Origin of the sequence: Rhizobium johnstonii 3841 (genome assembly GCF_000009265.1) — a bacterium.
Lineage (GTDB): Bacteria > Pseudomonadota > Alphaproteobacteria > Rhizobiales > Rhizobiaceae > Rhizobium > Rhizobium acaciae.
In genome coordinates this window covers 204,124-227,346 of sequence record NC_008380.1, presented here as the reverse complement: position 1 = coordinate 227,346, position 23,223 = coordinate 204,124, and the positions used below count along the sequence as shown (strand labels likewise).

General features: G+C 62.2%; 23 protein-coding genes. 16 read left to right on the top strand and 7 right to left on the bottom strand.

Annotation, left to right across the window (positions count from 1 at the left end; all coding sequences use genetic code 11):
• Nucleotides 1-113: 113 nt before the first annotated feature.
• The 6 genes from RL_RS01000 to RL_RS00975 all read right to left on the bottom strand — a co-directional run bounded on the left by RL_RS01000 (nucleotide 114) and on the right by RL_RS00975 (nucleotide 7,371).
• Nucleotides 114-461, bottom strand: a complete 348-nt coding sequence (locus RL_RS01000) for a hypothetical protein (protein ID WP_011650003.1) — start codon at nucleotides 459-461, stop codon at nucleotides 114-116.
• Nucleotides 462-549: 88 nt separating this feature from the next.
• Entirely contained in the window at nucleotides 550-1,509 is a 960-nt protein-coding gene (locus tag RL_RS00995; protein WP_011650002.1) for a 2-hydroxyacid dehydrogenase, read from the bottom strand.
• A gap of 8 nt (nucleotides 1,510-1,517) precedes the next feature.
• Entirely contained in the window at nucleotides 1,518-3,155 is a 1,638-nt protein-coding gene (locus RL_RS00990; protein ID WP_011650001.1) for an ABC transporter ATP-binding protein, read from the bottom strand.
• Nucleotides 3,152-4,300: an ABC transporter permease gene (locus RL_RS00985; RefSeq protein ID WP_011650000.1), complete on the bottom strand. Its 1,149-nt coding sequence runs from the start codon at nucleotides 4,298-4,300 to the stop codon at nucleotides 3,152-3,154. The genes RL_RS00990 and RL_RS00985 overlap by 4 nt, the downstream gene beginning before the upstream one ends.
• Complete coding sequence (locus RL_RS00980) at nucleotides 4,300-5,388, bottom strand: microcin C ABC transporter permease YejB (protein WP_011649999.1); 1,089 nt, start codon at nucleotides 5,386-5,388, stop codon at nucleotides 4,300-4,302. Before RL_RS00980 ends, RL_RS00985 begins: the two co-directional genes overlap by 1 nt.
• Before the next feature lie 150 nt (nucleotides 5,389-5,538).
• Nucleotides 5,539-7,371 (bottom strand): extracellular solute-binding protein, encoded by a 1,833-nt coding sequence (locus RL_RS00975; RefSeq protein ID WP_011649998.1) that lies wholly within the window; start codon nucleotides 7,369-7,371, stop codon nucleotides 5,539-5,541.
• 275 nt (nucleotides 7,372-7,646) lie between these two features.
• On the opposite strand from RL_RS00975, the gene mepA reads away from it, so the two are divergent.
• From mepA to RL_RS00945, 6 genes are all read left to right on the top strand, one after another.
• Nucleotides 7,647-8,723: a penicillin-insensitive murein endopeptidase gene (gene mepA / locus RL_RS00970; protein ID WP_011649997.1), complete on the top strand. Its 1,077-nt coding sequence runs from the start codon at nucleotides 7,647-7,649 to the stop codon at nucleotides 8,721-8,723.
• A gap of 85 nt (nucleotides 8,724-8,808) precedes the next feature.
• Nucleotides 8,809-9,189 carry a methylglyoxal synthase gene (locus RL_RS00965; protein ID WP_011649996.1) on the top strand — a complete coding sequence of 127 codons (381 nt, stop codon included), beginning with the start codon at nucleotides 8,809-8,811 and terminating at the stop codon, nucleotides 9,187-9,189.
• 17 nt (nucleotides 9,190-9,206) lie between these two features.
• Nucleotides 9,207-10,232 (top strand): glucokinase, encoded by a 1,026-nt coding sequence (locus RL_RS00960; protein ID WP_011649995.1) that lies wholly within the window; start codon nucleotides 9,207-9,209, stop codon nucleotides 10,230-10,232.
• Nucleotides 10,233-10,379: 147 nt separating this feature from the next.
• Entirely contained in the window at nucleotides 10,380-12,167 is a 1,788-nt protein-coding gene (locus tag RL_RS00955; protein WP_011649994.1) for an ABC transporter ATP-binding protein, read from the top strand.
• A 15-nt stretch (nucleotides 12,168-12,182) separates the two neighbouring features.
• A complete protein-coding gene (gene dapB / locus RL_RS00950) occupies nucleotides 12,183-13,007 on the top strand; it encodes a 4-hydroxy-tetrahydrodipicolinate reductase (RefSeq protein ID WP_011649993.1) in 825 nt (274 codons plus the stop codon).
• Nucleotides 13,008-13,028: 21 nt separating this feature from the next.
• A complete protein-coding gene (locus tag RL_RS00945; protein ID WP_011649992.1) occupies nucleotides 13,029-13,664 on the top strand; it encodes a 2,3-bisphosphoglycerate-dependent phosphoglycerate mutase in 636 nt (211 codons plus the stop codon).
• A 39-nt stretch (nucleotides 13,665-13,703) separates the two neighbouring features.
• Here the strand turns inward: RL_RS00945 and phnF are convergent, their stop codons facing one another.
• A complete protein-coding gene (gene phnF / locus RL_RS00940) occupies nucleotides 13,704-14,441 on the bottom strand; it encodes a phosphonate metabolism transcriptional regulator PhnF (RefSeq protein ID WP_011649991.1) in 738 nt (245 codons plus the stop codon).
• Between the two features lie 117 nt (nucleotides 14,442-14,558).
• Here phnF and phnG point away from each other — a divergent pair, with 117 nt between their 5' ends.
• From phnG to phnD, 10 genes are all read left to right on the top strand, one after another.
• Nucleotides 14,559-15,035, top strand: a complete 477-nt coding sequence (gene phnG / locus RL_RS00935) for a phosphonate C-P lyase system protein PhnG (protein WP_011649990.1) — start codon at nucleotides 14,559-14,561, stop codon at nucleotides 15,033-15,035.
• Entirely contained in the window at nucleotides 15,035-15,643 is a 609-nt protein-coding gene (phnH, locus tag RL_RS00930; RefSeq protein ID WP_011649989.1) for a phosphonate C-P lyase system protein PhnH, read from the top strand. The genes phnG and phnH overlap by 1 nt, the downstream gene beginning before the upstream one ends.
• Nucleotides 15,644-15,647: 4 nt before the next feature.
• Entirely contained in the window at nucleotides 15,648-16,754 is a 1,107-nt protein-coding gene (locus RL_RS00925; RefSeq protein ID WP_003544416.1) for a carbon-phosphorus lyase complex subunit PhnI, read from the top strand.
• Complete coding sequence (locus RL_RS00920; protein WP_003544415.1) at nucleotides 16,751-17,626, top strand: alpha-D-ribose 1-methylphosphonate 5-phosphate C-P-lyase PhnJ; 876 nt, start codon at nucleotides 16,751-16,753, stop codon at nucleotides 17,624-17,626. Before RL_RS00925 ends, RL_RS00920 begins: the two co-directional genes overlap by 4 nt.
• Nucleotides 17,623-18,399 carry a phosphonate C-P lyase system protein PhnK gene (gene phnK / locus RL_RS00915; protein ID WP_011649988.1) on the top strand — a complete coding sequence of 259 codons (777 nt, stop codon included), beginning with the start codon at nucleotides 17,623-17,625 and terminating at the stop codon, nucleotides 18,397-18,399. The genes RL_RS00920 and phnK overlap by 4 nt, the downstream gene beginning before the upstream one ends.
• A 26-nt stretch (nucleotides 18,400-18,425) precedes the next feature.
• A complete protein-coding gene (phnL, locus tag RL_RS00910) occupies nucleotides 18,426-19,133 on the top strand; it encodes a phosphonate C-P lyase system protein PhnL (protein ID WP_011649987.1) in 708 nt (235 codons plus the stop codon).
• Nucleotides 19,130-19,747 carry a DapH/DapD/GlmU-related protein gene (locus RL_RS00905; RefSeq protein WP_011649986.1) on the top strand — a complete coding sequence of 206 codons (618 nt, stop codon included), beginning with the start codon at nucleotides 19,130-19,132 and terminating at the stop codon, nucleotides 19,745-19,747. Before phnL ends, RL_RS00905 begins: the two co-directional genes overlap by 4 nt.
• Nucleotides 19,748-19,865: 118 nt before the next feature.
• Nucleotides 19,866-20,708 (top strand): phosphonate ABC transporter ATP-binding protein, encoded by an 843-nt coding sequence (phnC, locus tag RL_RS00900; protein ID WP_086935536.1) that lies wholly within the window; start codon nucleotides 19,866-19,868, stop codon nucleotides 20,706-20,708.
• 202 nt (nucleotides 20,709-20,910) lie between these two features.
• Complete coding sequence (locus RL_RS00895) at nucleotides 20,911-21,978, top strand: IS110 family transposase (RefSeq protein ID WP_011649142.1); 1,068 nt, start codon at nucleotides 20,911-20,913, stop codon at nucleotides 21,976-21,978.
• 270 nt (nucleotides 21,979-22,248) lie between these two features.
• Entirely contained in the window at nucleotides 22,249-23,160 is a 912-nt protein-coding gene (gene phnD / locus RL_RS00890) for a phosphonate ABC transporter substrate-binding protein (RefSeq protein ID WP_041936125.1), read from the top strand.
• Nucleotides 23,161-23,223: the final 63 nt, after the last annotated feature.

The following is a 23,223-nucleotide window of genomic DNA, read 5'->3' as shown; positions in this document are numbered from 1 at the left end:
CAAAACCGGCTCGTGCGCCTTCTTATCGAAAAATCGGCGGCTAAAGTCCAGACAAAACAATGAACGTCCCGCCGCGGAGTGGCGGCGGGACGTGAACATGGTTTTGCTCACGATTATTGGGCCGGCGTTGCGGGCGCCACATTCGGAGCGGCTGGCGTGGTGTTCGGCGTTTCGGTTGGAACGGCAGTCCCGTTTTGCAGCGCCGGCGCGGGAGCCGGAGCAGGCTGCTGCGACTGGAGCTGCTGACCCGGCTGTTGCGGTGCCACTTCGTTTGCCTCGCGATTACCCCAGATTTCGACCGGTATCCAAACCACGAAAGCAAGCACCAACGCGACGATCAGCACCGTCAGGATGCGATAACCCATGCGTCCCTGCCTTGCCTTCACCGGCGGGATCTGCTCTTCCTTGTGAAGCTTGCCATTCGACTTTTCCCAGCGTGTATCGGTCTGATGGGCCATCATCGTCTCCTTCCGCTGTCTTGACGGGCCGATCCGGCCGCGAAGAATTTCCGCAGAGGAAACGGGTGGCTGTCTGGAAGGTTCCGAAAGCTCAATAGCCGGCGGCGCGGTCGACGACGAATTGCAGCGGCTCGCCGCGCTCAAAGCGGGCGATCTGCGTCTCGACATGACAGAACAGCGCGTTTTCTTCGGAGACAGCCGCGTCGTGCGGCGTGATGAAGACGTTCCGCAATTCCCATAACGGGTGGTCTGATGCAAGCGGCTCCGCCTCGAAGACATCGAGGGAAGCGCCGCCGAGGGTGCCGTCACGGATGGCGGAGACGATATCGGCCTCGACCTGGCTCTTGCCGCGGCCGGCATTGATGAAGACCGGCTGTCCGAGCGCGCCGTTGCGGCGCAGCTTCGCAAACAGCCCGGCGTCATAGAAGCCTGATGTTTCAGGCGTCAGCGGCAGCAGGCCGACGAGGATGTCGGTCCTTGCGAGAAAGCTGTCCAATTCGCTGGCATCGAAGGTTTCGACGCCATCAATCTGCTTGCGGCTGCGTGACCAGCCGATGACATTGAACCCCATCACTCTCAGCTTGGCGACCGCATCCTGCCCGAGAATGCCGAGGCCCATGACACCGACCGTCACCTCTGCCGCCTCCGGCGCGATCAGCTTGGCCCACTCACGCTGCCGCTGGTGGCTGTCATGGGTGTATTGCCCGCGCAAATGCATCAGGCATTGCATGACCACCCATTCGCTCATGCGGGTCGTCAGGCTGCGGTCGACGAAGCGGACGATCGGGATCTCGGGCAGGCCGTCCATGCCGATAATATGGTCGACACCGGCGCCGCCGGAGAAGATCACTTTCAGGTTCGGAGCCCGCGCGAAAAGGTCGGCATCCGGCTTCCACAGAAGCGCGTATTCGACCGCGCGGAGATCGCGTGCCCGATTGCGCGGATCGGCGAGATTGATGCTGCCGCGGTCGGCAAAGGCGGTCTTCAGCACGCGGGCGACGCCTTCGGCATTGAACTTGATGTCGACGAGAACGGGAGGAGTTGCGGGCATGATCTTCTTTATTGCTGTACGGCGGGTGTCGGCACCGCCTCGATGTTGAAAGCGGCGGCCATCAGTGCCCGGGTGTAATCGTCCTTCGGCGCGCGGAAGATGTCGGCTGACGGACCCTGTTCCACCACCTTGCCGAAACGCATGACGATGACGTCGTTGGCGAGCGCCTTCACCACCTTCAGGTCGTGGCTGATGAAGAGATAGGCGAGGTCGTGCTTCTTCTGCAGATCACGCAGGAGATCGACCACCTGCGCCTGCACGCTCATGTCGAGCGCGGAGGTCGGCTCGTCGAGCATGACGAAGCGCGGCTTCAGCACCATGGCCCGGGCGATGGCGATGCGCTGGCGCTGGCCGCCGGAGAATTCGTGCGGATAACGCCAGCGGGTCAGCGGATCGAGACCCACCTCCTCCAGCGCCCAGCAGACGCGCTGGTCGCGTTCTTCTGATGTCAGGGACCGCTCATGCACCTTCAACCCTTCGGCGACGATATCGCCGACCGACATGCGGGGGCTCAGCGATCCATAGGGATCCTGGAAGACCACCTGCAGCTGGTTGCGCAGCGGCCGCATCTCGTTGAACGAATAGCCGGCTATATCCTTGCCGACGAAGGCGATCCGCCCTTCCGAGGAAATCAGCCGGGTGAGCGCCAGGCCGAGCGTGGTCTTACCCGAGCCAGACTCGCCGACGACGCCGAGCGTCTGGCCGGCGCGCAGCGAAAGATCGATGCCATCGACTGCCTTGACGTGATCGACGACGCGGCGCATCAGCCCTGATTTGATCGGGAACCAGACGCGGATGTCCGAACCTTCCATCACCAATGGTTTCGACGGATCGGCCAGCGGCGGCTCGCCACGTGGTTCGGAGGCGAGAAGATGCCGGGTATAGTCATGCTTCGGATTGGCGAAGACCTCCTCGACGGTGCCGGTTTCGACGATCTTGCCCTTGGTCATGACGCAGACGCGATCGGCGAATTTGCGGACGATGCCGAGATCATGAGTGATGAACAGCATCGACATGCCGTGGACGGCTTTTAACTGCCGGAGCAATTCGAGGATCTGCGCCTGTACAGTGACGTCGAGGGCGGTGGTCGGCTCGTCGGCGATCAGCAATTCCGGCCGGTTGGCGAGCGCCATGGCGATCATGACGCGCTGGCGCTGGCCACCTGACAGTTCGTGCGGATAGGCTTTCAACCGCTTCTCCGGCTCGCGGATGCCGACCTGGTTCAGCAATTCCAGCACGCGCTGGCGTGCCGACTGACCGGTGAGGCCCTGGTGCAGGGCGAGGATCTCGGCGATCTGCTTCTCGATCGTATGAAGCGGATTGAGCGAGGTCATCGGCTCCTGGAAGATCATGGTGATGTCGTTGCCACGCACTTCCCGCAGCGCCCGCTCCGACGCCTTCAGAAGGTCCTTGCCCTTGAACAGGATTTCACCCGAGGGATGGCTTGCGGAAGGATAAGGCAAAAGCCGCAGGATCGAATTGGCCGAGACCGACTTGCCGGAGCCGGATTCGCCGACGAGCGCCACGACTTCGCCTTTGGCGATATCGAAGGAGATATGATCGACCGCGAGCGAGGTTTCGCCGCCCTGATGAAAGGCAACCGAGAGATCGCGGACGGAAAGCAACGGTTCTGTCATGTCACTCATTGAAACGTCTTCCTCGGGTCGAAGGCATCACGCACGGCTTCGCCGATGAAGATCAGCAGGGACAGCATGATCGACATGGCGAAGAAGGCCGTCAGCCCGAGCCACGGCGCCTGCAGATTGGTCTTGCCCTGGGCGATCATCTCGCCGAGCGAGGGGGAGCCCGGCGGCATGCCGAAGCCGAGGAAATCGAGCGAGGTCAGCGTCGTGATCGAGCCGGACAGGATGAAAGGCAGGAAGGTCAGCGTCGCGACCATGGCGTTCGGCAGCAGGTGGCGCCACATGATGGTGCGATTGTTGACGCCGAGCGCGCGGGCGGCGCGGACATATTCGAAATTGCGGGCGCGCAGGAATTCGGCGCGCACGATACCGACGAAGCCGACCCAGGAGAAGAGCAGCATGATGCCGAGCAGCACGAAGAAGCCGGGCGGCAGGAGTGCAGCGATGATCAGCAGGATGTAAAGCACCGGCATCGACGACCAGATCTCGATGAAGCGCTGCAACAGCAGATCGGTCCAACCGCCGAAATAACCCTGCACCGCACCAGCCGTCACGCCGATAACAGCCGAGCAGATGGTCAGCACCAGGCCGAAAAGCACCGATATGCGGAAGCCGTAGATGACGCGCGCCAAGACGTCGCGCGCCTGGTCATCGGTGCCGAGCCAGTTGAGATTGCCGAGGGTGCAATCCGGATCATTTACCCCCTGCGGGTAGCCTGCGCAGCGCTCCTCGTTCGTCATCAGCCAGAACGGAGCGGTGGGCGCCGAATGCGGAATGTTGGAATTGACTGAGCGGTAGGAATAGCGGATCGGTGGCCAGATCATCCAGCCATTGGCATTGATTTCGTCCGCAATCACCGAGGAACGGTAGTCGGTTTCGGCGAGAAAGCCGCCGAACTTCTCCTCGGGATAGTCGATGAGAACAGGAAACAGGACCTCGCCCTTGTAGGAGGCGATGATCGGCCGGTCGTTGGCGAGGAACTCGGCGAACAGGCTGAGCACGAACAACACCAGGAACAGCCACAGCGACCAGTAACCGCGGCCGTTCGCCTTGAAATTATGCCAGCGGCGGATGTTGGTCGGCGAGAGCAGGCCCTTGCGCGGCGGCTTGACGGGCGTTGTGATGACAGGATTTGCGGCGGCGTCCATCAGACATCCCTCCGCTCGAAATCAATGCGCGGATCGATCCAGGTGTAGATCAGGTCGGAAACCAGGCTGACGACGAGGCCGAGCAGCGAGAAGATGTAGAGCGTGGCGAAGACGATCGGGTAATCCCGGTTGATGACTGAGAGATAACCGAGACGGCCGAGGCCATCGAGCGAGAAGATATTTTCGATCAGCAGCGATCCGGTGAAGAAGGCGGAGATGAAGGCGCCGGGGAAGCCGGCGATGATGATCAGCATGGCATTGCGGAAAATATGGCCGTAAAGGACCTGCCGCTCATTCAGACCCTTGGCGCGGGCGGTGACAACATACTGCTTCTTGATTTCCTCGATGAAGGAATTCTTGGTCAGCAGGGTCGTCGTCGCGAAGGCGGACAGCGAAAGCGAGATCAGTGGCAGGGTGAGGTGCCAAAAATAATCGAGCGGCTTCTGCCACCAGGCGAGCTGATCGAAATTGTCGGAGACCAGGCCGCGCAACGGAAACCAGTCGTAGAAGGAGCCGCCGGCGAAAAGCACGATCAGGAGGATGCCGAAGAGGAAGCTCGGGACGGCGTAGCCGACGACGATGACGCCCGATGTCCAGACATCGAAGGTCGATCCATCCTTGACTGCCTTGCGGATGCCGAGCGGGATGGAAATGGCATAGGAGAAGATCAGGATCCAGATGCCGAGCGAGATCGATACCGGAAGCTTCTCCTTGATGAGTTCGAGCACGGAGGTGTTGCGGAAGAAACTCTCGCCGAAATCGAAGCGGATGTAATTCCACATCATCTCGCCGAAACGGGTCAGCGGCGGCTTGTCGAAGCCGAACTGCTTTTCGAGCTTGGCAATCAGTTCCGGATCGAGTCCCTGGGCGCCGCGATATTTCGAGCCTTCGTCGCTGCCGCCACCGCCGAGAAGATCGCCACCGCCGGAGAGGCGCTGGTCGGCACTATCGGCCTGACCGGTCAATTGGGCGATCACCTGCTCGACGGGACCGCCGGGCGCGAACTGAATGACGACGAAGGAAATCGCCATGATGCCGACGATGGTCGGGATCATTAGAAGCAGGCGGCGAAGAATATAGGCGCCCATCAGCCTTCAGCCTCCGGGAATGTTTTTCTCGCCTGCCTGCCGTCCAGTCTCATGCCGCTCAATCCGCCAGCCTTCCCTTGCCGGCTCTGCCGGCTTGTCGTGATTCGCTCGTGCCATTTGGAGCCGAGGCGCCCTGCATTGCAAGCCCGCTCATTTTGCCGAAGTGGACCACCAGGCATCGGGGAAGCCAAGACTGTAGGCCGGAAACTCGGCCGGATGCGTGACCGTGTTCCAATAGGCGATGTTATAGGTATCACGGTAGAACAGCGGGATGACGTAGTGATTTGCAAGCAAGACCCGATCCATGGCCTTGATTGCTGCGATTTGCTCGTCGCGATTCGGCGCGAAGATAACCATGCGAATGAGTTCATCGACTGCCGGGTTGGCAATGCCGGCATAATTGCGAGAGCCTTGCTGGTTGACCGAGCCGGAACCCCAATAGTCGGCTTGCTCATTGCCTGGATTCATGGTCTCCGCCCACACATTCCAGATCATATCATAGTCGAAGCTGCGTTCGCGGTTGACGGCTTGCGAGGCGTCGACTGTCCGGACTCGCGCATCTATGCCGATTTTCCTGAGATTGCTGGCATAGGGCACCGCCCAGCGCTCCAACATGGGGCTTGACAACAAGATCTCGAAACTCATCGGCTGGCCGGTCTTGCTGTTGACCATGCGATTGCCCTTGATCTCCCAGCCGGCTTCTTTGAGAAGCGCAATTGCCTTGCGGAGATTATCGCGGCTCTTCTGCGGATCACCTGCGACCGGATTGGTATAGGGCGTGGTGAAGATTTCTGCCGGCACCTTATCCTTCATGCCCTGCAGAATTTCCAGTTCTCTACCCTGCGGCAGGCCGGAGGAGGCGAGTTCGGTATTCCAGAAATAGCTGTCGATGCGTTTGTAACTATTAAAGGCCACAGTGCGGTTCAGCTCCTCAAAATCCAGACCATAGTTCAGCGCCTCGCGGACCCTGATGTCCTTGAAGAGGTCACGTCGCATGTTGGGCACGAGAGCCTGCATGATGCCGGTGGCGCGCAGCGGGTTTGCAACCTCCTCTTTCTTGACACGTCCTTCCTTCACCGCGGGAAAATCATATCCCGTCGCCCAGCGGGCAGCCGTGGTTTCCTGCCAGTAGTCGCTGTTGCCGGCGCGAAAGGCCTCGAACTCGACATCCCGATCACCGAAATAGGTGTAAATGACGTTGCGGAAATTGTTCTGGCCGACATTCACATTGAGGTCCTTGCCCCAATAGTCGTCACGTAGTTCATAGCGGATTGTCGCGCCTGGCGAGAAGGAAGCAATCTTGTAGGGTCCCGAACCCATCACGGGCTCGAGCGTCGTCTTTGAAATATCGCGTGGCTTGCCGTCCGGTCCCTGCCCCTCCCACCAATGTTTCGGCACCACCACCAACTGGCCGAGAATATTCGGGAGCTCCCGGTTGTTCTTCTCGTCGAAGGTGAAGGTGACGTCGCGGTCGCCGGTCTTTTCGGCCTTCGCGACGTGGCGGTAATAGTTCGCCGTGAGGGGATTTAATTCCTTCGTCTTATCCAAACTGAAGATGACATCCTCGGGCGTTACCGGCTGACCATCCGACCATTTCGCTTCCTTGCGCAGGCGGAAGGTCGCGCTCGAGACGTCGGTGGGAAAAGACAATCCCTCGGCAAGCAGACCGTAGGAGACGAGCAGCTCGTCGTCGGCGGGCTTCATCAGCGTGTCGTAAACGAGCGTCAAGCCCACTGCTGCCTGGCCTTTAGCGAGCAGCGGGTTGAAGGTGTCGAAGGCGCCGCTTGCGGAGAGGCGCAGGTCTCCGCCTTTCGGTGCATCGGGATTGACGTAGTCGAAGTGCGCAAAGCCCGGCTTGTACTTCATCTCGCTGATGACCGAGCTTCCGATCAGAAACGGCTGGTCCTGAGCCGTTGCAGTCATTGGCGCCAAGGCACCCGCAAGCGACAGAAACAAACCGATCTTCGACCACAGAGCCGCCATTCACGCTTTCCCCTGATTATTGATGGGTTCGACAATACGAAAAATACGGGCGAAAAACAGGAGAGAGTTTGGTTTTTGCCGGGCGCGCGAAATTTTGAGCCATCGGCTCGCTTGAGGGCGTCACCTCTTCGAGCCGCCTTCGCAACATGCGACGCAACTCTGCGGCGATCCATCACCGCCGCTTCCCATCGCCAGCCAAAACATCGATTCACCAAAATCGCTTTTCAGGATAGATTCGCGTGCAAATCACTTCGACATCGAATTAAGGGAACAGCATGGCTTTCGGCTTCGCCCAGGCTTTCAGGACATTAGGCACACTGGCGCTCGCCGGCGCGATCGGCGCAGGCCTTGCCGTTGGCGACGTCGGCGCTGAGCAGAAGACGCCAAGCCCAGGCAGCGCCAAGGCACTGTTCGGCGGCGCCGGCCTGCCGACGCAGGGGCCAGCGCAGCCGATCGGCTTCTATGCTAAAGGCTGCATGGCTGGCGCGGTAGCGCTGCCGACCGATGGTCCGACCTGGCAGGCGATGCGGCTTTCGCGCAACCGTCGCTGGGGCAATCCGGCCATGATCGCGCTCTTGGAGCGCTTTTCGCAGGATGCGGTCAGATATGCCGGCTGGCCGGGCATCCTTGTCGGCGATATCGCTCAACCACGCGGCGGGCCGATGCTCAACGGCCATTCCTCGCACCAGATTGGCCTCGACGCCGATATCTGGTTTAGCCCGATGCCGGCGCGCCGCATGACAGCCCAGGAACGCGAGGACTTGCCGTTCACCAGCATGCTGCAGAAGGACAAGTTCCTCACCGTCAACCCCAAGGTGTGGACGGAATCGCGCGCGCGGCTTTTGATGCTGGCGGCGAGCTATCCGGAAGTGGAGCGCATCTTCGTCAATCCGGCGATCAAGAAGAAGATGTGCGACACCTGGGGCGGCGACCGCACCAACCTTGGTAAGCTCCGGCCAATATACGGCCATGACTCGCATTTCCACATCCGCATCAAATGCCCGCCGGGCGCTGCTGGATGCACGCCGCAAGCTCCTGTCCCTGCCGGCGACGGCTGCGATAAGTCGCTCGCCTATTGGTTCACGCCGGCGCCTTGGGCGCCGCCGAAACCGCCCAAGCCAGGCGCCAAGCCGCCGAAGCCGCCGCGTGAGATGATGGTCACCGATCTGCCCAACGCTTGCGCCGCCGTGCTCGATGCCGCTTCCGTTGCTTCGATGCAGGCCGCCACCTATGGTGGACCCTCCGCCGCAAGCGCGCTCGCCGCCACTCCGGCAGCCGCGTCGGCCGATGACACCGATGGGGCGTTACCGGATGTCGGCCCGGTTCCGAACGACAAGCCGGCGATCCAATGAAGGGGCGGATGCGCTGTCTTTCAAATCGCAAGCTCTTGGTATACAGCGGTCAAATCGATTGAATTGTGGGGCGGAGATTCACTTCATGGCCGGCGGCAAATGCCTTGCGCTGATCGCGCATGACCAGAAGAAGGACGACATGGCGGCGTTCGCCCGCGCCAACCGGGACATTCTCTCGCGCTGGAAGATCGTCGCGACGGGCACGACCGGCGGGCGGGTGCTCGATGCCGCTCCCGATCTTGACGTCGTCAGGCTGAAAAGCGGGCCGCTCGGCGGCGACCAGCAGATCGGCGCGCTGATTTCGACCGGCGAGGTCGACGCCCTGATCTTCTTCGTCGACCCCTTGACGCCGATGCCGCACGATGTCGACGTGAAGGCACTGATGCGGCTGGCGATCGTCTACGATATTCCGATGGCGCTCAACCACGCGACCGCTATAAAACTTCTTCCCACACTCGAAGCCTGATCAGCACGGAACCGGCCATGTCAAAACCGAACAACAGCACCGCTCCGCTGCCTTTCCCGATCCTGATCGGCGATATCGGCGGCACGAATGCCCGCTTCTCCATCCTGACCGATGCCTATGCTGAACCGAAGCAGTTTCCGAACGTGCGCACGGCGGATTTCGCGACGATCGACGAAGCGATCCAGCAAGGCGTGCTCGACAAGACCGCCGTGCAGCCGCGCTCGGCGATCCTCGCCGTCGCCGGCCCGATCAACGACGACGAGATCCCGCTGACCAATTGCGACTGGGTGGTGCGGCCGAAGACGATGATCGAGGGCCTCGGCATGGAGGATGTGCTCGTCGTCAACGATTTCGAGGCGCAGGCGCTGGCAATCGCCGCGCTTTCGGATGAAAATCGCGAACGGATCGGCGACGCTACCCGCGACATGATCGCCTCCCGCGTCGTACTCGGACCGGGCACCGGCCTCGGCGTCGGCGGGCTCGTGCATGCCCAGCACAGCTGGATCCCGGTTCCCGGCGAAGGCGGCCATGTCGATCTCGGGCCGCGCAGCAAGCGCGATTATGACATCTTCCCGCATATCGAGACGATCGAAGGCCGCGTTTCGGCCGAGCAGATCCTCTGCGGGCGCGGCCTCGTCAACCTCTATCATGCCATCTGCGTGGTCGATGGCATCGAGCCGACGATGAAGGATCCCGCCGACATCACCTCGCACGCACTTGCCGGCAGCGACAAGGCAGCCGTAGAGACCGTCTCGCTGTTTGCCACCTATCTCGGCCGCGTGGCGGGCGACTTGGCGATGGTGTTCATGGCGCGGGGCGGCGTCTATCTTTCCGGCGGCATCTCGCAGAAGATCATCCCGGCGCTGAAGAAGCCGGAATTCCGCATCGCCTTCGAGGACAAGGCGCCGCATACGGCGCTGCTTCGGACCATCCCGACCTATGTGGTGACACATCCGCTGGCAGCGCTTGCCGGGCTTTCCTCCTATGCGCGCATGCCGGCGAATTTCGGCGTCTCGACGGAAGGCCGCCGCTGGCGCCGCTAACCCCGGCGCGTAAAGCAAATAGAGCGCCTCTGGCGCGTCCTGTCCGGACGAGCGGCGCTCTAGCCAAACCGGTCCCAACTCTTTATAGACCCCGGCAAAAGTGCGTGTCGCCCTCGCGGGCGCTTGGTCCGAGACAGGAAACCCTATTTGGAAGCGGCGGAAAGCAGAACGCAGAGCGTCAGCAGCGATACCGTAACCGGCATCCTGAAACGCATCATCGCTGAAAACGGCCGCGACCATCTGTGGGGCTATGTCTTTGCGATCGCCTGCCTCATCGTGGTGGCGCTTTCGACGGCGTTCACCGCCTGGATCATGCGGGCGATCATCGACGAGGCCTTCGCCAACCGGCGCGCCGACGTCGTCTGGATCATCTGTCTTTCGATCTTCATCGCCTTCGTGCTGCGCGGTTTTGCGAGCTATGGCCAGGCGGTGGCGCTGTCCAGAGTCGGCAACGATATCGTCGCCCGTTACCAGCGCCGGCTCTATGCGCATCTGATGACGCTTTCGGTCGGCTTCTTCAGCGAGGCGCGCTCGGCCCATATCGCCGCGCAGGTAAGCCAGAATGTCAGCGGCATCCGCGACGTGCTCAACCTGACGATCACCTCGACGGTGCGCGACCTGCTGACCTTCGTTTCGCTGCTCGCCGTGATGATCATCCAGGATCCGCTGCTCAGCCTTGCCGTGTTCATCATGGCGCCGCCGCTGCTCTATGCGCTGCGGTATGTTTCCAAGCGGCTGCGCTCGGCGACCCGCGAGGCCGTGCATCTGAACAGCCACGTTCTCGGCGCCATGCAGGAGACGATCCAGGGCATCGCCATCGTGAAAGCCTTCACGATGGAAGAAGAGCTGGAGCGCAAGGTCAACAAACTCATCAAGGGCGCCGAAAGCCGGGCGAACCGGATTGCCCGGCTGTCCGAACGCACCTCTCCGCTGACGGAAAGTTTCGCGGGCTTTGCCGTCGCCAGCGTGCTTGCCTATGCCGCCTACCGCTCGATTTACTTCAATGTGCCGCCGGGCGCCTTCTTCTCCTTCGTCACGGCGCTGCTGCTTGCCTATGACCCGGCCCGCCGGCTTGCCCGCCTGCAGGTGCAGATGGAGCGCGCCGTCGTCAATGCGCGGATGATCTATGAATTGCTCGACATGGAACCGCGCCAGCGCGACCTGCCGGATGCCCGGCCGCTGACGGTGACGCAGGCAAGGATCGAATTCCGCAATGTTTCCTTCGCCTACGGTAAGGAGAGCGTACTCAGCGGCGTCAGTTTCATCGCCGAGGGCGGCGGGACCACAGCGCTGGTCGGCCCCTCGGGCGCCGGCAAATCCACCGTCATCAGCCTCATTCCGCGCTTCTACGATCCGCGCGAAGGCGAAATCCTGATCGACGGGCAGGATATCGCCCACATCACCAAGAAGTCGCTGCGCCAGCAGCTCGCCTATGTCTCGCAGCAGCCCTATCTGTTCGAGGGCACGATCCGCGACAATATCCGCTATGGCCGGCCGGAAGCGACCGATGCCGAGGTCGAAGAGGCGGCGCGGCTTGCCTATGCGCATGACTTCATCTCGGCACAGCCGCAGGGTTACGAGACACCGGTCGGTGAGAACGGCGTGACGCTTTCGGGCGGCCAGCGCCAGCGGCTATCCATCGCGCGCGCCTTGGTGCGCAATGCGCCGATCCTGCTTCTCGACGAGGCGACCTCGGCCCTCGACACCGAATCCGAGGCGGCCGTGCAGAAAGCGCTCGACGAAGCGATGAGCGGACGCACCGTCGTCGTCATCGCCCACCGGCTTTCGACCGTGGTGCGCGCCGACAAGATCGTCGTCATGCAGCAGGGCCGCGTCGTCGAGGAAGGCAATCACGAGACGCTTGCGAAGGTCAGCGACGGTCTTTACGCTCGCCTCAACAACCTGCAGAGGCCTTCGGCCTCCGATTCAAACTGACCTGGTGAGACTGACATGAGCGATGCTGCGATGAAACTGGTGGTGGTTGGCGCAGCCGGACGCATGGGGCAGACGCTGATCCGGCTCATCCATTCAATCGAGGGCGTCAGGCTGCATGCCGCGGTCGAGCGCGCCGGCTCGCCCTTCGTCGGCAAGGATGCCGGCGAGATCGCCGGTCTCGGCCCGACCGGCGTCATCATCGGCGACGATCCGCTCAACGCATTTCTCGATGCTGAAGGCGTGCTCGACTTTACCTCGCCTGCCGCAACGGTGGAATTCTCGGGCCTTGCCGCGCAGGCCCGCATCGTCCATGTCGTCGGCACGACGGGCTGTTCGGCTGATGACAATACCAAGATCGCCGCGGCGGCCCGCCATGCCCGCATCGTCAAGTCGGGCAATATGAGCCTCGGGGTCAATCTGCTCAGCGTGCTCGCAGAGCAGGCAGCGCGTGCGCTGGATCCTGATGACTGGGATATCGAGATCCTGGAAATGCACCACAAGCACAAGGTGGATGCGCCTTCCGGCACCGCTCTTCTCATCGGCGAGGCCGCGGCAAAGGGGCGCGGCATCGATCTGGCCTCGCAATCGGTCCGGGTGCGCGACGGCCATACCGGCGCCCGCGAAGCGGGCACGATCGGCTTTGCGACGCTGCGCGGCGGCTCCGTTATCGGCGAGCATTCCGTGCTTTTTGCCGGCGAGGGTGAAATCGTCACCCTATCGCACAGCGCGGCCGACCGCTCGATCTTCGCGCGTGGCGCCATCAAGGCGGCCCTTTGGGCACGCGACAAAAAGCCGGGTCTCTATTCCATGCTCGACGTGCTCGGGCTTTCTTCTTCATAACGATACTACGGAGGCATATTCATGAGCGGTACCCTCGTCCTCGTTCGCCACGGCCAGAGTGACTGGAACCTGAAGAATCTCTTCACCGGCTGGAAGGATCCCGATCTGACGGAACTCGGCATCCAGGAAGCCAATACAGGCGGTGCGGCGCTCGCCGAATACGGGATCAAATTCGATGTCGCCTACACCTCGGTGCTGGTGCGTGCGCAGCACACGCTGAAGCTCATCCTCGACAAGGTCGGCCAGCCCGATCTCCTGACGATCCGCGACCAGGCGCTGAACGAGCGCGACTACGGCGATCTCTCCGGCCTCAACAAGGACGATGCACGCGCCAAATGGGGCGAGGAACAGGTGCATATCTGGCGCCGCTCCTATGACGTGCCGCCTCCCGGCGGTGAAAGCCTGCGTGACACCGGCGCCCGCGTCTGGCCCTACTACCTCACAGAAATCCTGCCGCGCGTGCTCAGGGGCGAGAAGGTGCTGGTTGCCGCGCACGGCAATTCGCTGCGTTCTCTGGTGATGGTGCTCGACAAGCTCAGCCGCGAAGGCGTGCTTGCCCTCAATCTCGCGACCGGCGTGCCGATGGTCTATAAGCTGAAGGCGGATTCCACCGTCGCTTCCAAGGAAGTGCTCGGCGACATGTCGGGCGCGCATTGATCTCAGCTGATCTTTCCCCGCTTCGGCGGGGAAAGGCGCTCAGTTCTCGATGGTGAACTGCACCCGGTCGGCCGCGAAGCGGCTGATCGAATATTGCACCGGCACACCCTCAAGGTCGGTATTCATCGCCTTGGCGATCAGAAGGATCGCACCGGGGGTGAGTTCGAGGTCGGCCATATCGGCTGCACTCGCATGGGCGGCCGTTACCTCGGTCGTCGCCCGGACATAATCCGGCAGGCCGAGTTCGGCGAAAGCCTTGGTGATCGATTCTTCCGTCCGGTAGGCCTCACCGATACCGGCAAAGCGCTTGGCGGGAAACCAACTCGTCGCCCTTGAAACCGGCCGTTTGTCTGCCTGGCGCAACGTTTCCAGGCGGATCACCTCTTCTCCCGGCTTCAGACCCAGCCAGCGGGCGATCTCGGCACTCGCTTCTTCCTTCGCCTCCTCGAGCAGAAGGCCGCGCATTTCACGCGCCTGATCGCCGATGCCGGCGGTGAAGCGCGTGCGCCGTGTGATCGGGAAATTCAGCCGCTCCTTGCGCTCGATCAGCGTGCCGCGACCTTGTACCGCACGGACGATCCCCTCCTGCGCCAATGCCGCCAGCGCGCTGCGCACCGTATGCCGGTTGACGCCGAATTGCAGCGCCAACATCGTTTCCGGCGGCACCATTCCCGTTTCGTCATAGGCGCCGTTGCTGATCGCCTCGCGAATCCGATCGGCGATCTGGCGCCAGAGCGCCACGCCGGTCTGCCTTTGCACCTGCTTCAATCCCGACATTCCGCCCCTGCCCGCCCATTTAACTCACGATGTCACACGCTTGTCACGACATCGATTTAGAGCTAAACATATCTTGTATGGTTGTCTATATCAATAGACATTTTAAGGGAAGCGGCGATGATATCAGCGGACAGGACAGACGCTGCGTCACAGACGGCATCCGGGCGCAAACGCGCCGCCGATCTGCTGGCGCGTGCGGAGCGCAGCGAACTCTTGGCGGCCTTCGATGCGCTGCCGGAAAAGCCTGTTGCCCACCAAGTGCGCGGACCGGAGACCGGGCTGGTGATGGTGCGTGGGCGCATCGGCGGCGGCGGCGCTCCCTTCAATCTCGGCGAAGTGACCGTGACGCGGGCGACGGTCCGGCTTGACTCCGGCTCGGTCGGCCATGCGCAGGCGCTCGGCACCGACCGCGAGAAGGCCAGGCTTGCGGCGATCTTCGACGCGCTCTGGCAGGAGGAGGCGACGAAGGATTTCGTCGAACAGGCCCTGCTTTTACCGGTCACTGAGCGGATCGCCGACGCCGAACGCCGCAAGGCGGACGAGACGGCGGCAACCCGCGTCGATTTCTTCACCATGGTGCGGGGAGACAACTAATGGGCCTGAAGACAGAAGCTCTGACCGGCGGCTTCGTCGAGCCGGTCTTCCATGCCCAAAGCGTCTTCAAGATGCTGATGGACGGCATGGCCCGCCCCGGCACAATCCAGACCGTTCAGCCCGACGTCGCTCCGCCGGCCCCGCTCGGCATCGCCGCCGGCACGATCGCGCTGACGCTTTGCGACCACGACACGCCCGTCTGGCTTTCCCAGGGACTGGCGAGATCCGCCGTGCCGGAGTGGCTCGGCTTCCATACCGGCGCGCCGTTGACCACCGAAAAGGCCGAAGCGCGCTTTGCCTTCACCGAGGCCGGCACCGCACTTTCCTCCTTCGGCCTCTTTGCATCAGGTACGCAGGAATATCCCGACCGCTCGACGACACTCATCATCGAACTCGCCGAACTCGAAGGCGGCCGCAGGCTGGCGCTGATGGGTCCCGGCATCCAGAGCGTGGCGGAGATCGCGCCTATCGGCCTGCCGGAGACCTTCCTGCGGCTTTGGACCGAGAACCGCGCGCTCTTTCCGCGCGGCGTCGACATCGTGCTGACGGCGGGCAAGCGTTTCCTCTGCCTGCCGCGCACCACCAAGATCACAGCAACGGAGATCTGAGCTCATGTATGTTGCCGTCAAGGGTGGCGAGACCGCCATCGCCAATGCCCACCGCCTGCTGGCCGACCGCCGTCGCGGCGACCGTTCGCTGCCGGCGATCGGCATCGATCAGATTGTGGCGCAGCTGGCGCTCGCCGTCGACCGCGTCATGGCCGAGGCTTCGCTTTTCGACCGCACGCTCGCTGCACTCGCCATCCGCCAATCGCGGGGCGACATGATCGAGGCGATCTTCCTGCTGCGCGCCTACCGCACGACCCTGCCGCGTTTCGGCTATTCCAGGCCGCTCGACACGGCTGATATGACGATCGAACGCCGCATTTCGGCGACCTACAAGGATCTGCCGGGCGGCCAGCTTCTTGGCCCCACCTTCGACTATACACACCGCCTGCTCGATCCCTCCCTGCTTTCGGACGAGGCGGTCGAGACGCCCGCTCAGCGCGCAGCCGAGACCGGCCGCGTCATGCGCGTCTCCGAAATCCTCGGCGAAGAAGGCCTGATCGAGGCCGACGGCGACATGCCGGAAGATCACGAGATCGGCGACCTGACCCGCGAGCCGATGGAATTCCCGATGACCCGGGATCTCCGCCTGCAGGCGCTTGCCCGCGGCGACGAGGGCTTCCTGCTGGCGCTCGGTTATTCTACCCAGCGCGGCTATGGCCGCAACCACCCCTTCACCGGTGAAATCCGCATCGGCGACGTCGAGGTGGAATTCGATGTGCCAGAACTCGGTTTCGCCGTCTCGCTCGGCACCATCCAGATCACCGAATGCCAGATGGTCAACCAGTTCAAGGGTTCGGCCAAGGCGCCGCCGCAATTTACCCGCGGCTACGGCCTGGTCTTCGGCCAGAGCGAGCGCAAGGCGATGGCGATGTCGCTGGTCGACCGGGCTCTTCGCGCCGAAGAGCTCGGCGAGGATATCACCGCGCCGGCACAGGACGAGGAATTCGTCATCTCGCACTCCGACAACGTCCAGGCGACGGGCTTCGTCGAGCACCTGAAGCTTCCACATTATGTGGACTTCCAGGCCGAACTCGATCTCGTCCGCCGCATGCGCCGCGAATTCGAAGCCGCCCGCAACGGTGGCGAAGACATGAAGGAAGCCGCCGAATGACCGATCTGGCCAGCTACAACTTCGCTTATCTCGACGAACAGACCAAGCGGATGATCCGCCGGGCCATCCTGAAGGCAATCGCCATTCCCGGCTACCAGGTGCCGTTCGCCTCGCGCGAAATGCCGATGCCCTATGGCTGGGGCACCGGCGGCGTGCAGGTAACGGCCTCGATCATCGGACCGGACGACGTGCTGAAGGTCATCGACCAGGGCGCCGACGATACGACCAACGCCGTTTCCATCCGCGCCTTCTTCCAGAAGGTCGCCAATGTCGCGGTGACGACGCATACCAAGGATGCGACGATCATCCAGACGCGCCACCGCATTCCCGAGGAAAAGCTCGGGGTTGGCCAGGTGCTAGTCTACCAGGTGCCGATCCCCGAGCCGCTGCGCTTCCTCGAACCGCGCGAGACCGAGACCCGCAAGATGCATGCGCTCGAAGAATACGGCCTCATGCATGTGAAGCTCTACGAGGATATCGCCCATAACGGCCGCATCTCGCGGACCTACGCCTATCCGGTAAAGGTCCACGGCCGCTATGTCATGGACCCGTCGCCGACGCCGAAATTCGACAATCCGAAGATGCATATGTCGGACGCGCTGCAGCTCTTCGGCGCCGGGCGCGAGAAGCGCATTTATGCGGTTCCGCCCTATACCGACGTCGTCAGCCTGGATTTCGAGGATTACCCCTTCGATATCCAGCGCTTCGATAAACCCTGCGCCCTTTGCGGCGCCGAGGACGTCTATCTCGACGAAGTGGTTCTCGACGACAAGGGCGGGCGCATGTTCGTCTGCTCCGACACCGATCATTGCGAAGACCGCCGCGCGCACGGACATGCCGGCGAGATGCTGGCCCGGGAGGCTGCAGAATGAGCGATACTCCACTTCTCAAAGTCCATGACGTTTCGAAATTCTACGGCAACCGCATCGGCTGCCGCGACGTCTCCTTCGAGCTCTGGCCCGGCGAAGTGCTCGCCATCGTCGGTGAATCCGGTTCCGGCAAGACGACGCTGCTCAACTGCCTCTCCACCCGGCTGCTGCCGAGCACCGGCAGCGTCGAATATCACATGCGCGATGGCAGCTACCGCGATCTTTACCGCATGAACGAGGCCGAGCGGCGCTTCCTGATGCGCACCGACTGGGGCTTCGTGCACCAGAACCCAGCCGACGGCCTGCGCATGACCGTCTCTGCCGGCGCCAATGTCGGCGAACGGCTGATGGCGACCGGCGACCGGCACTATGGCAAGATCCGCGCTTCGGCGATCGACTGGCTCGAACGCGTCGAGATCGACGCCGACCGCATCGACGACCAGCCGCGCGCCTTTTCCGGCGGCATGCGCCAGCGATTGCAGATCGCCCGCAACCTCGTCACCGGCCCGCGCCTCGTCTTCATGGACGAGCCGACCGGCGGCCTCGACGTCTCGGTGCAGGCGCGCCTGCTCGATCTCGTGCGCGGCCTCGTCAACGATCTCGGTCTCTCGGCCATCATCGTCACCCACGATCTCGCCGTCGCCCGCCTGCTCTCACACCGGATGATGGTGATGAAGGACGGCTACGTCATCGAACACGGGCTCACCGACCGCGTGCTCGACGACCCGCGCGAACCCTATACGCAGCTGCTCGTCTCCTCGATCCTGCAAGTCTGAGGCCCAAAACCAAGGAAAAAGAAATCATGGCAACGCCCCTCGTCGTTTCCGAAGTCTCCAAGAGCTTCACCATGCATCTGCGCGACGGCATCAAGTTGCCTGTCGTCTCCGATGTCGCCTTCTCGGTCGCATCGGGCGAATGCGTCGTGCTCGGTGGCCCATCGGGCATCGGCAAGAGCTCGCTGCTCAAGATGATCTACGGCAATTATGCCGTCGACACCGGCCAGATCCTCATCCGCCACGACGGACGCATCGTCGATCTCGCCTCCATCGATCCGCGCACCGTGCTCAACGTCCGCCGCAATACACTCGGTTATGTCAGCCAGTTCCTGCGCACCGTGCCGCGCGTCGCGGCGATCGACGTGGTTGCCGAACCGCTGGTGGCACGCGGCGAGGACGCCGTCACGGCCCGGGAAAAGGCGGGCGCCCTGCTTGCCAGGCTCAACCTGCCGGAAACGCTCTGGCAGCTTCCGCCCGCCACCTTCTCCGGCGGCGAGCAGCAACGCGTCAACATCGCGCGCGGCTTCATCACCGAGCACACAATCCTGCTTCTCGACGAACCCACAGCCTCGCTCGATGCCAGGAACCGTGCCGTCGTCGTCGGCATGATCGCGGAAAAGAAGAAGGCGGGTGTGGCCCTTCTCGGCATCTTCCACGACGAGGAAGTGCGCGAAGCCGTCGCCGACCGCATCCTCGACGTCCAGCAGTTCTCACCCAGGAAGATCGCTGCATGAGCCGCAAGCTGGGTATCGAGCCCTACTTTCATGAAACGGCATCCGTCAGCGATTCCACCTTCGGGCGCTATACGGAGGTCTCGGAACGCTGCCGCATCAGCGAGGCCAGCTTCGGCGACTATTCCTACATCATGCAGGATGGCTCCGTCTGGTGTGCGACGATCGGCAAGTTCGTCAATATCGCCGCCGCCGTGCGCATCAACGCCACCAACCATCCGACCTGGCGCGCGACACTGCATCATTTCACCTATCGCGCCGCCGACTACTGGCCGGATGGCGACATGGAAACGGACTTCTTCGCCTGGCGGCGCGCAAACCGGGTGACGATAGGCAACGATGTCTGGATCGGCCACGGAGCGACCATCCTGCCGGGCGTCAGCGTCGGCAACGGCGCGGTGATCGGAGCCGGCGCCGTCGTGTCGAAGGATGTCGCGCCCTATACGATCGTCGGCGGGGTGCCGGCCAAGCTCATCCGCGAGCGCTTTCCAAGAGAGGTCGGCGAACGGATGGACAGGCTTTCCTGGTGGGACTGGGAGCATGACCGGCTGCGCCAGGCGCTCGAGGATTTTCGCAACCTGGACGCGGAAGATTTCCTGTCCCGCTACGGCGGTTAAAACCCCCGATATAGGGGCGAAGAATTGTGACAGGACTTACACAAATATGACATGCGAGGTTCATCAAGCGGGACTAATGCGATGCTGACCAAGGCCTGGATCGCAAGGGAAGAGCATGATGTTCGAGCTGAAGAATGTCACACGTCGTTTCGGAAAAAAGCTCGCTGTCGATTCCGTCACGCTTGCCATTGCCCAAGGCCAGATGGTTGGCATCATTGGCCGCTCCGGCGCCGGCAAGTCGACGCTGCTGCGCATGATCAACCGCCTTCAGGAGCCGAGCTCCGGCTCCGTTCATTTCGCCGGCGTCGAGGTCTCCGGACTTCGCGGCCAGGCGTTGCGCAACTGGCAGCGCGACTGCGCGATGATCTTCCAGCAGTTCAACCTGGTGCCGCGCCTCGACGTTCTCACCAATGTCATGCTCGGCCGCCTCAATCATCGCTCGACGCTTATGAGCCTGCTCAACATCTTCACCCGCGAGGAACGCGTGCATGCCATCGCGGCACTCGAACGCCTCGGCATCGAGCAGACGGCGCTGCAGGCAGCCGGCACGCTTTCCGGCGGCCAGCAGCAGCGCGTGGCGATCGCCCGGGCGCTGATGCAGAACCCGAAAATGGTTCTCGCCGACGAGCCGATCGCCTCTCTCGATCCGCTGAACGCCAAGATCGTCATGGATGCGCTGCGCGATATCAACGAGCGCGAGGGCATCACCGTCATCACCAACCTTCATACGCTCGATACCGCCCGCAACTATTGTGAGCGCATCGTCGGCATGGCCGGCGGCCGCGTCGTCTTCGACGGCAAGCCCTCGGAGCTGACCGCCGAAGCGGTGAAGGAAATCTACGGGACGGACAAGGACGGCGCCGGCATCGACGAAACGATGACATCAACCAGCCTCGAATCCAAGCGTCGCGCCGAGGATGTCTCATCCGGCAGGGTGGCCAAAGCAGCCGCCGTGCACTGACCCGTTTCCGGCCGACGGGACAACGGTCGGAAAAATTACTGACAAACAAACCATGTCACAAAAGGAGGTGGCATGAAAGAGGCCGCGCCCGTTGAGAGAACGGATCACTGAGATGCAGATGATGATCGAGGGACAGTCACACTTCCAGCCTTTCGGCTTATCCTATTGGGGTTTCGAAGATCTCAATAAGGGAGTTGGAAGCATGACTGCCTCTTATGAATACCATATCGGGGTCGACTACCACAAATCCTACAGCCACCTGGTGGTTCAGGACAGCAGCGGCAAGACGCTGAGATCCGGCCGGGTGAAGAACGACCGACAGTCGCTCGGCGGGTTTCTCGAACGCTATCGGGAGAACTCGCATGCGGTTGTCGAAGCGACGCGCAACTGGATGGTGATGTACGACTGGCTCGACGACATTTGTGATGATGTCGTTCTCGCTCATCCGCTGAAGGTTAAGGCGATCGCCGACGCCAAGATCAAGACCGACAAGATCGACGCGACGGTGCTGGCACATCTGCTCAGAGCCGATCTGGTACCCGAAGCCTGGGCGCCAAGCGAGAGATCGCGGGACCTTCGCGTCGCGCTGCGCGAGCGGATGTTTTACGTGCGGCTGCGCACGATGACCAAGAACCGCATCGTCACGGTGTTCGACCGCTATCCGGAGCAGACGGCGCAATTGAAGAAGCTTGGCGACCTGTTTGGCAAGGCCGGCCGCGTCCAGCTGGCTCAAGTGAACGTCTCTGAGATCGACCGCATCCAGATTGACCGTGGTCTCGCCTTCATCGGCGACATCGACATGCGGATCAAACAGTCGGAAGCAACGATCCGGGCGATGACCAAGGCCAATGCCAACGTCAAGCTGTTGAAGACGATCCCCGGCATCGGCGAGTTCTTCGCCCGGCTGATCGATGCGGAGATCGACGACATATCGCGGTTCCGCCACTCGAAGAAGCTTGCCGCCTATGCCGGGCTTGTGCCGTCGACCCATTCCTCCGGCGGCAAGACCTTCCACGGCAAGATCATCAAGCAGGGCAACAAGTGGCTGCGCTGGGCCTTCGTCGAAGCCGTCGCTCCTGCCATCGCCAGCGATCCACAGCTGCGCGCCCAATACGAGCATCTGAAGATCAAAGGAATAAACAAGGCGCGGGTGGCGATTGCGCGCAAGCTTTTGACGATCACCTTCCAGATCCTGCGTGACCAGCGCGCCTACGAGCCGCGCGGCGAAAGCACCATGGAAGGCGCGTCGACGATATCCCGGTTGTCCTGATGGCAGTCTAGCGAGCCCGGTAGAACTGGGTTGCGCTTCTCAAGGAGAATGGGAAACCGGGAGCCGAACGCCACTCTGTGACCGAAGCCCCAGGCATCAGGTCACGCATTGGAGACTGGTTCAAGAACCGAAGGACAGCAAAGCGATCTGTCCGGCGGAAAGAGAGACTTTGCCGATCGGTGCGAATGCCGGTCAAAACTTAACCGAACCCAAGGAAAAGCCGCCAAATGGTGGTGTTCTGCCCCTTGCGTTCTTTCATTGGAGACTTCCATGTCTGCATTCCGCAAGATCCTGATGGCAACCATCGCCGTCGCCGCCCTCGCCGGCAATGCTGCTGCCCAGGACGTCAAGGTCCTCCGCATCGGTCTCGATGGCGGTGAAAACGAAGCCGACCAGGTTCGCCGCACCGAGTGCGTCAAGCCGGGCCTGATCGCTGCCACCGGCGTTTCCGAAGTTCAGCTGTTCCCATCGCCGAACTACAACGGCGTCATCCAGGGCCTCCTTGGCGGCACGATCGACCTCGCCGTCATGGGCGCCGCCTCTTACGCCGCGATCTATATCAAGGATCCGAACGCCGTCACTCCGGTTCTGACCACCAAGCAGGCCGACGGTTCGACCGGATACTACTCGATCATGGTTGCCCGCAAGGATTCCGGCATCAAGACGCTCGCCGACGCCAAGGGCAAGAAGCTCGGCTTCGCCGATCCGGACTCTACCTCCGGCTATCTTGTTCCTAACGTTGCCCTTCCGAAGGACACCGGCGCTCCAGTCAAGCAGTACTTCTCTGAAACCGGCTTCGGCGGCGGCCACGAGAACCTCGTTCTCGGCGTTCTCGACAAAAAGTTCGACGTTGGTACCACCTTCGGTTCCGGTCAGGGCGACTGGGCGCAGGGCTACTCCTCCGGCAACCTGCACCAGATGGTCACCAAGGGCCTGCTCGACATGGACGATATCGTCGAAGTCTGGAAGTCGCCGCTCATCCCGAACGGTCCGCTGATGGTTTCCCAGAAGCTGCCGGCCGACCTCCAGAAGAAGGTTACCACCTACTTCGCCGAACTGCCGAAGACAGACAAGAGCTGCTTCGAATCGTTCACGGGCGGCGGCTACGTTGACTGGGTGCCGGTCGACCAGAGCTTCTACCAGACGATCATCGACGCCCGTAAGGCCGTTATCGGCGGCTGATCCTCAGTCTGAACAAGCTTGCGGCGGCATCATGATGATGCCGCCGTTTTCCAAGAAGGAAGC

Excerpts from the sequence above, each read along its gene's own strand:
- RL_RS01000 (WP_011650003.1), bottom strand. The coding sequence starts at position 461 with ATGATGGCCCATCAGACCGATACACGCTGGGAAAAGTCGAATGGCAAG.
- RL_RS00995 (WP_011650002.1), bottom strand. The coding sequence starts at position 1,509 with ATGCCCGCAACTCCTCCCGTTCTCGTCGACATCAAGTTCAATGCCGAA.
- RL_RS00990 (WP_011650001.1), bottom strand. The coding sequence starts at position 3,155 with ATGAGTGACATGACAGAACCGTTGCTTTCCGTCCGCGATCTCTCGGTT.
- RL_RS00985 (WP_011650000.1), bottom strand. The coding sequence starts at position 4,300 with ATGGACGCCGCCGCAAATCCTGTCATCACAACGCCCGTCAAGCCGCCG.
- RL_RS00980 (WP_011649999.1), bottom strand. The coding sequence starts at position 5,388 with ATGGGCGCCTATATTCTTCGCCGCCTGCTTCTAATGATCCCGACCATC.
- RL_RS00975 (WP_011649998.1), bottom strand. The coding sequence starts at position 7,371 with ATGGCGGCTCTGTGGTCGAAGATCGGTTTGTTTCTGTCGCTTGCGGGT.
- mepA (WP_011649997.1), top strand. The coding sequence starts at position 7,647 with ATGGCTTTCGGCTTCGCCCAGGCTTTCAGGACATTAGGCACACTGGCG.
- RL_RS00965 (WP_011649996.1), top strand. The coding sequence starts at position 8,809 with ATGGCCGGCGGCAAATGCCTTGCGCTGATCGCGCATGACCAGAAGAAG.
- RL_RS00960 (WP_011649995.1), top strand. The coding sequence starts at position 9,207 with ATGTCAAAACCGAACAACAGCACCGCTCCGCTGCCTTTCCCGATCCTG.
- dapB (WP_011649993.1), top strand. The coding sequence starts at position 12,183 with ATGAGCGATGCTGCGATGAAACTGGTGGTGGTTGGCGCAGCCGGACGC.
- RL_RS00945 (WP_011649992.1), top strand. The coding sequence starts at position 13,029 with ATGAGCGGTACCCTCGTCCTCGTTCGCCACGGCCAGAGTGACTGGAAC.
- phnF (WP_011649991.1), bottom strand. The coding sequence starts at position 14,441 with ATGTCGGGATTGAAGCAGGTGCAAAGGCAGACCGGCGTGGCGCTCTGG.
- phnG (WP_011649990.1), top strand. The coding sequence starts at position 14,559 with ATGATATCAGCGGACAGGACAGACGCTGCGTCACAGACGGCATCCGGG.
- phnH (WP_011649989.1), top strand. The coding sequence starts at position 15,035 with ATGGGCCTGAAGACAGAAGCTCTGACCGGCGGCTTCGTCGAGCCGGTC.
- RL_RS00925 (WP_003544416.1), top strand. The coding sequence starts at position 15,648 with ATGTATGTTGCCGTCAAGGGTGGCGAGACCGCCATCGCCAATGCCCAC.
- RL_RS00920 (WP_003544415.1), top strand. The coding sequence starts at position 16,751 with ATGACCGATCTGGCCAGCTACAACTTCGCTTATCTCGACGAACAGACC.
- phnK (WP_011649988.1), top strand. The coding sequence starts at position 17,623 with ATGAGCGATACTCCACTTCTCAAAGTCCATGACGTTTCGAAATTCTAC.
- phnL (WP_011649987.1), top strand. The coding sequence starts at position 18,426 with ATGGCAACGCCCCTCGTCGTTTCCGAAGTCTCCAAGAGCTTCACCATG.
- RL_RS00905 (WP_011649986.1), top strand. The coding sequence starts at position 19,130 with ATGAGCCGCAAGCTGGGTATCGAGCCCTACTTTCATGAAACGGCATCC.
- phnC (WP_086935536.1), top strand. The coding sequence starts at position 19,866 with ATGTTCGAGCTGAAGAATGTCACACGTCGTTTCGGAAAAAAGCTCGCT.
- RL_RS00895 (WP_011649142.1), top strand. The coding sequence starts at position 20,911 with ATGACTGCCTCTTATGAATACCATATCGGGGTCGACTACCACAAATCC.
- phnD (WP_041936125.1), top strand. The coding sequence starts at position 22,249 with ATGTCTGCATTCCGCAAGATCCTGATGGCAACCATCGCCGTCGCCGCC.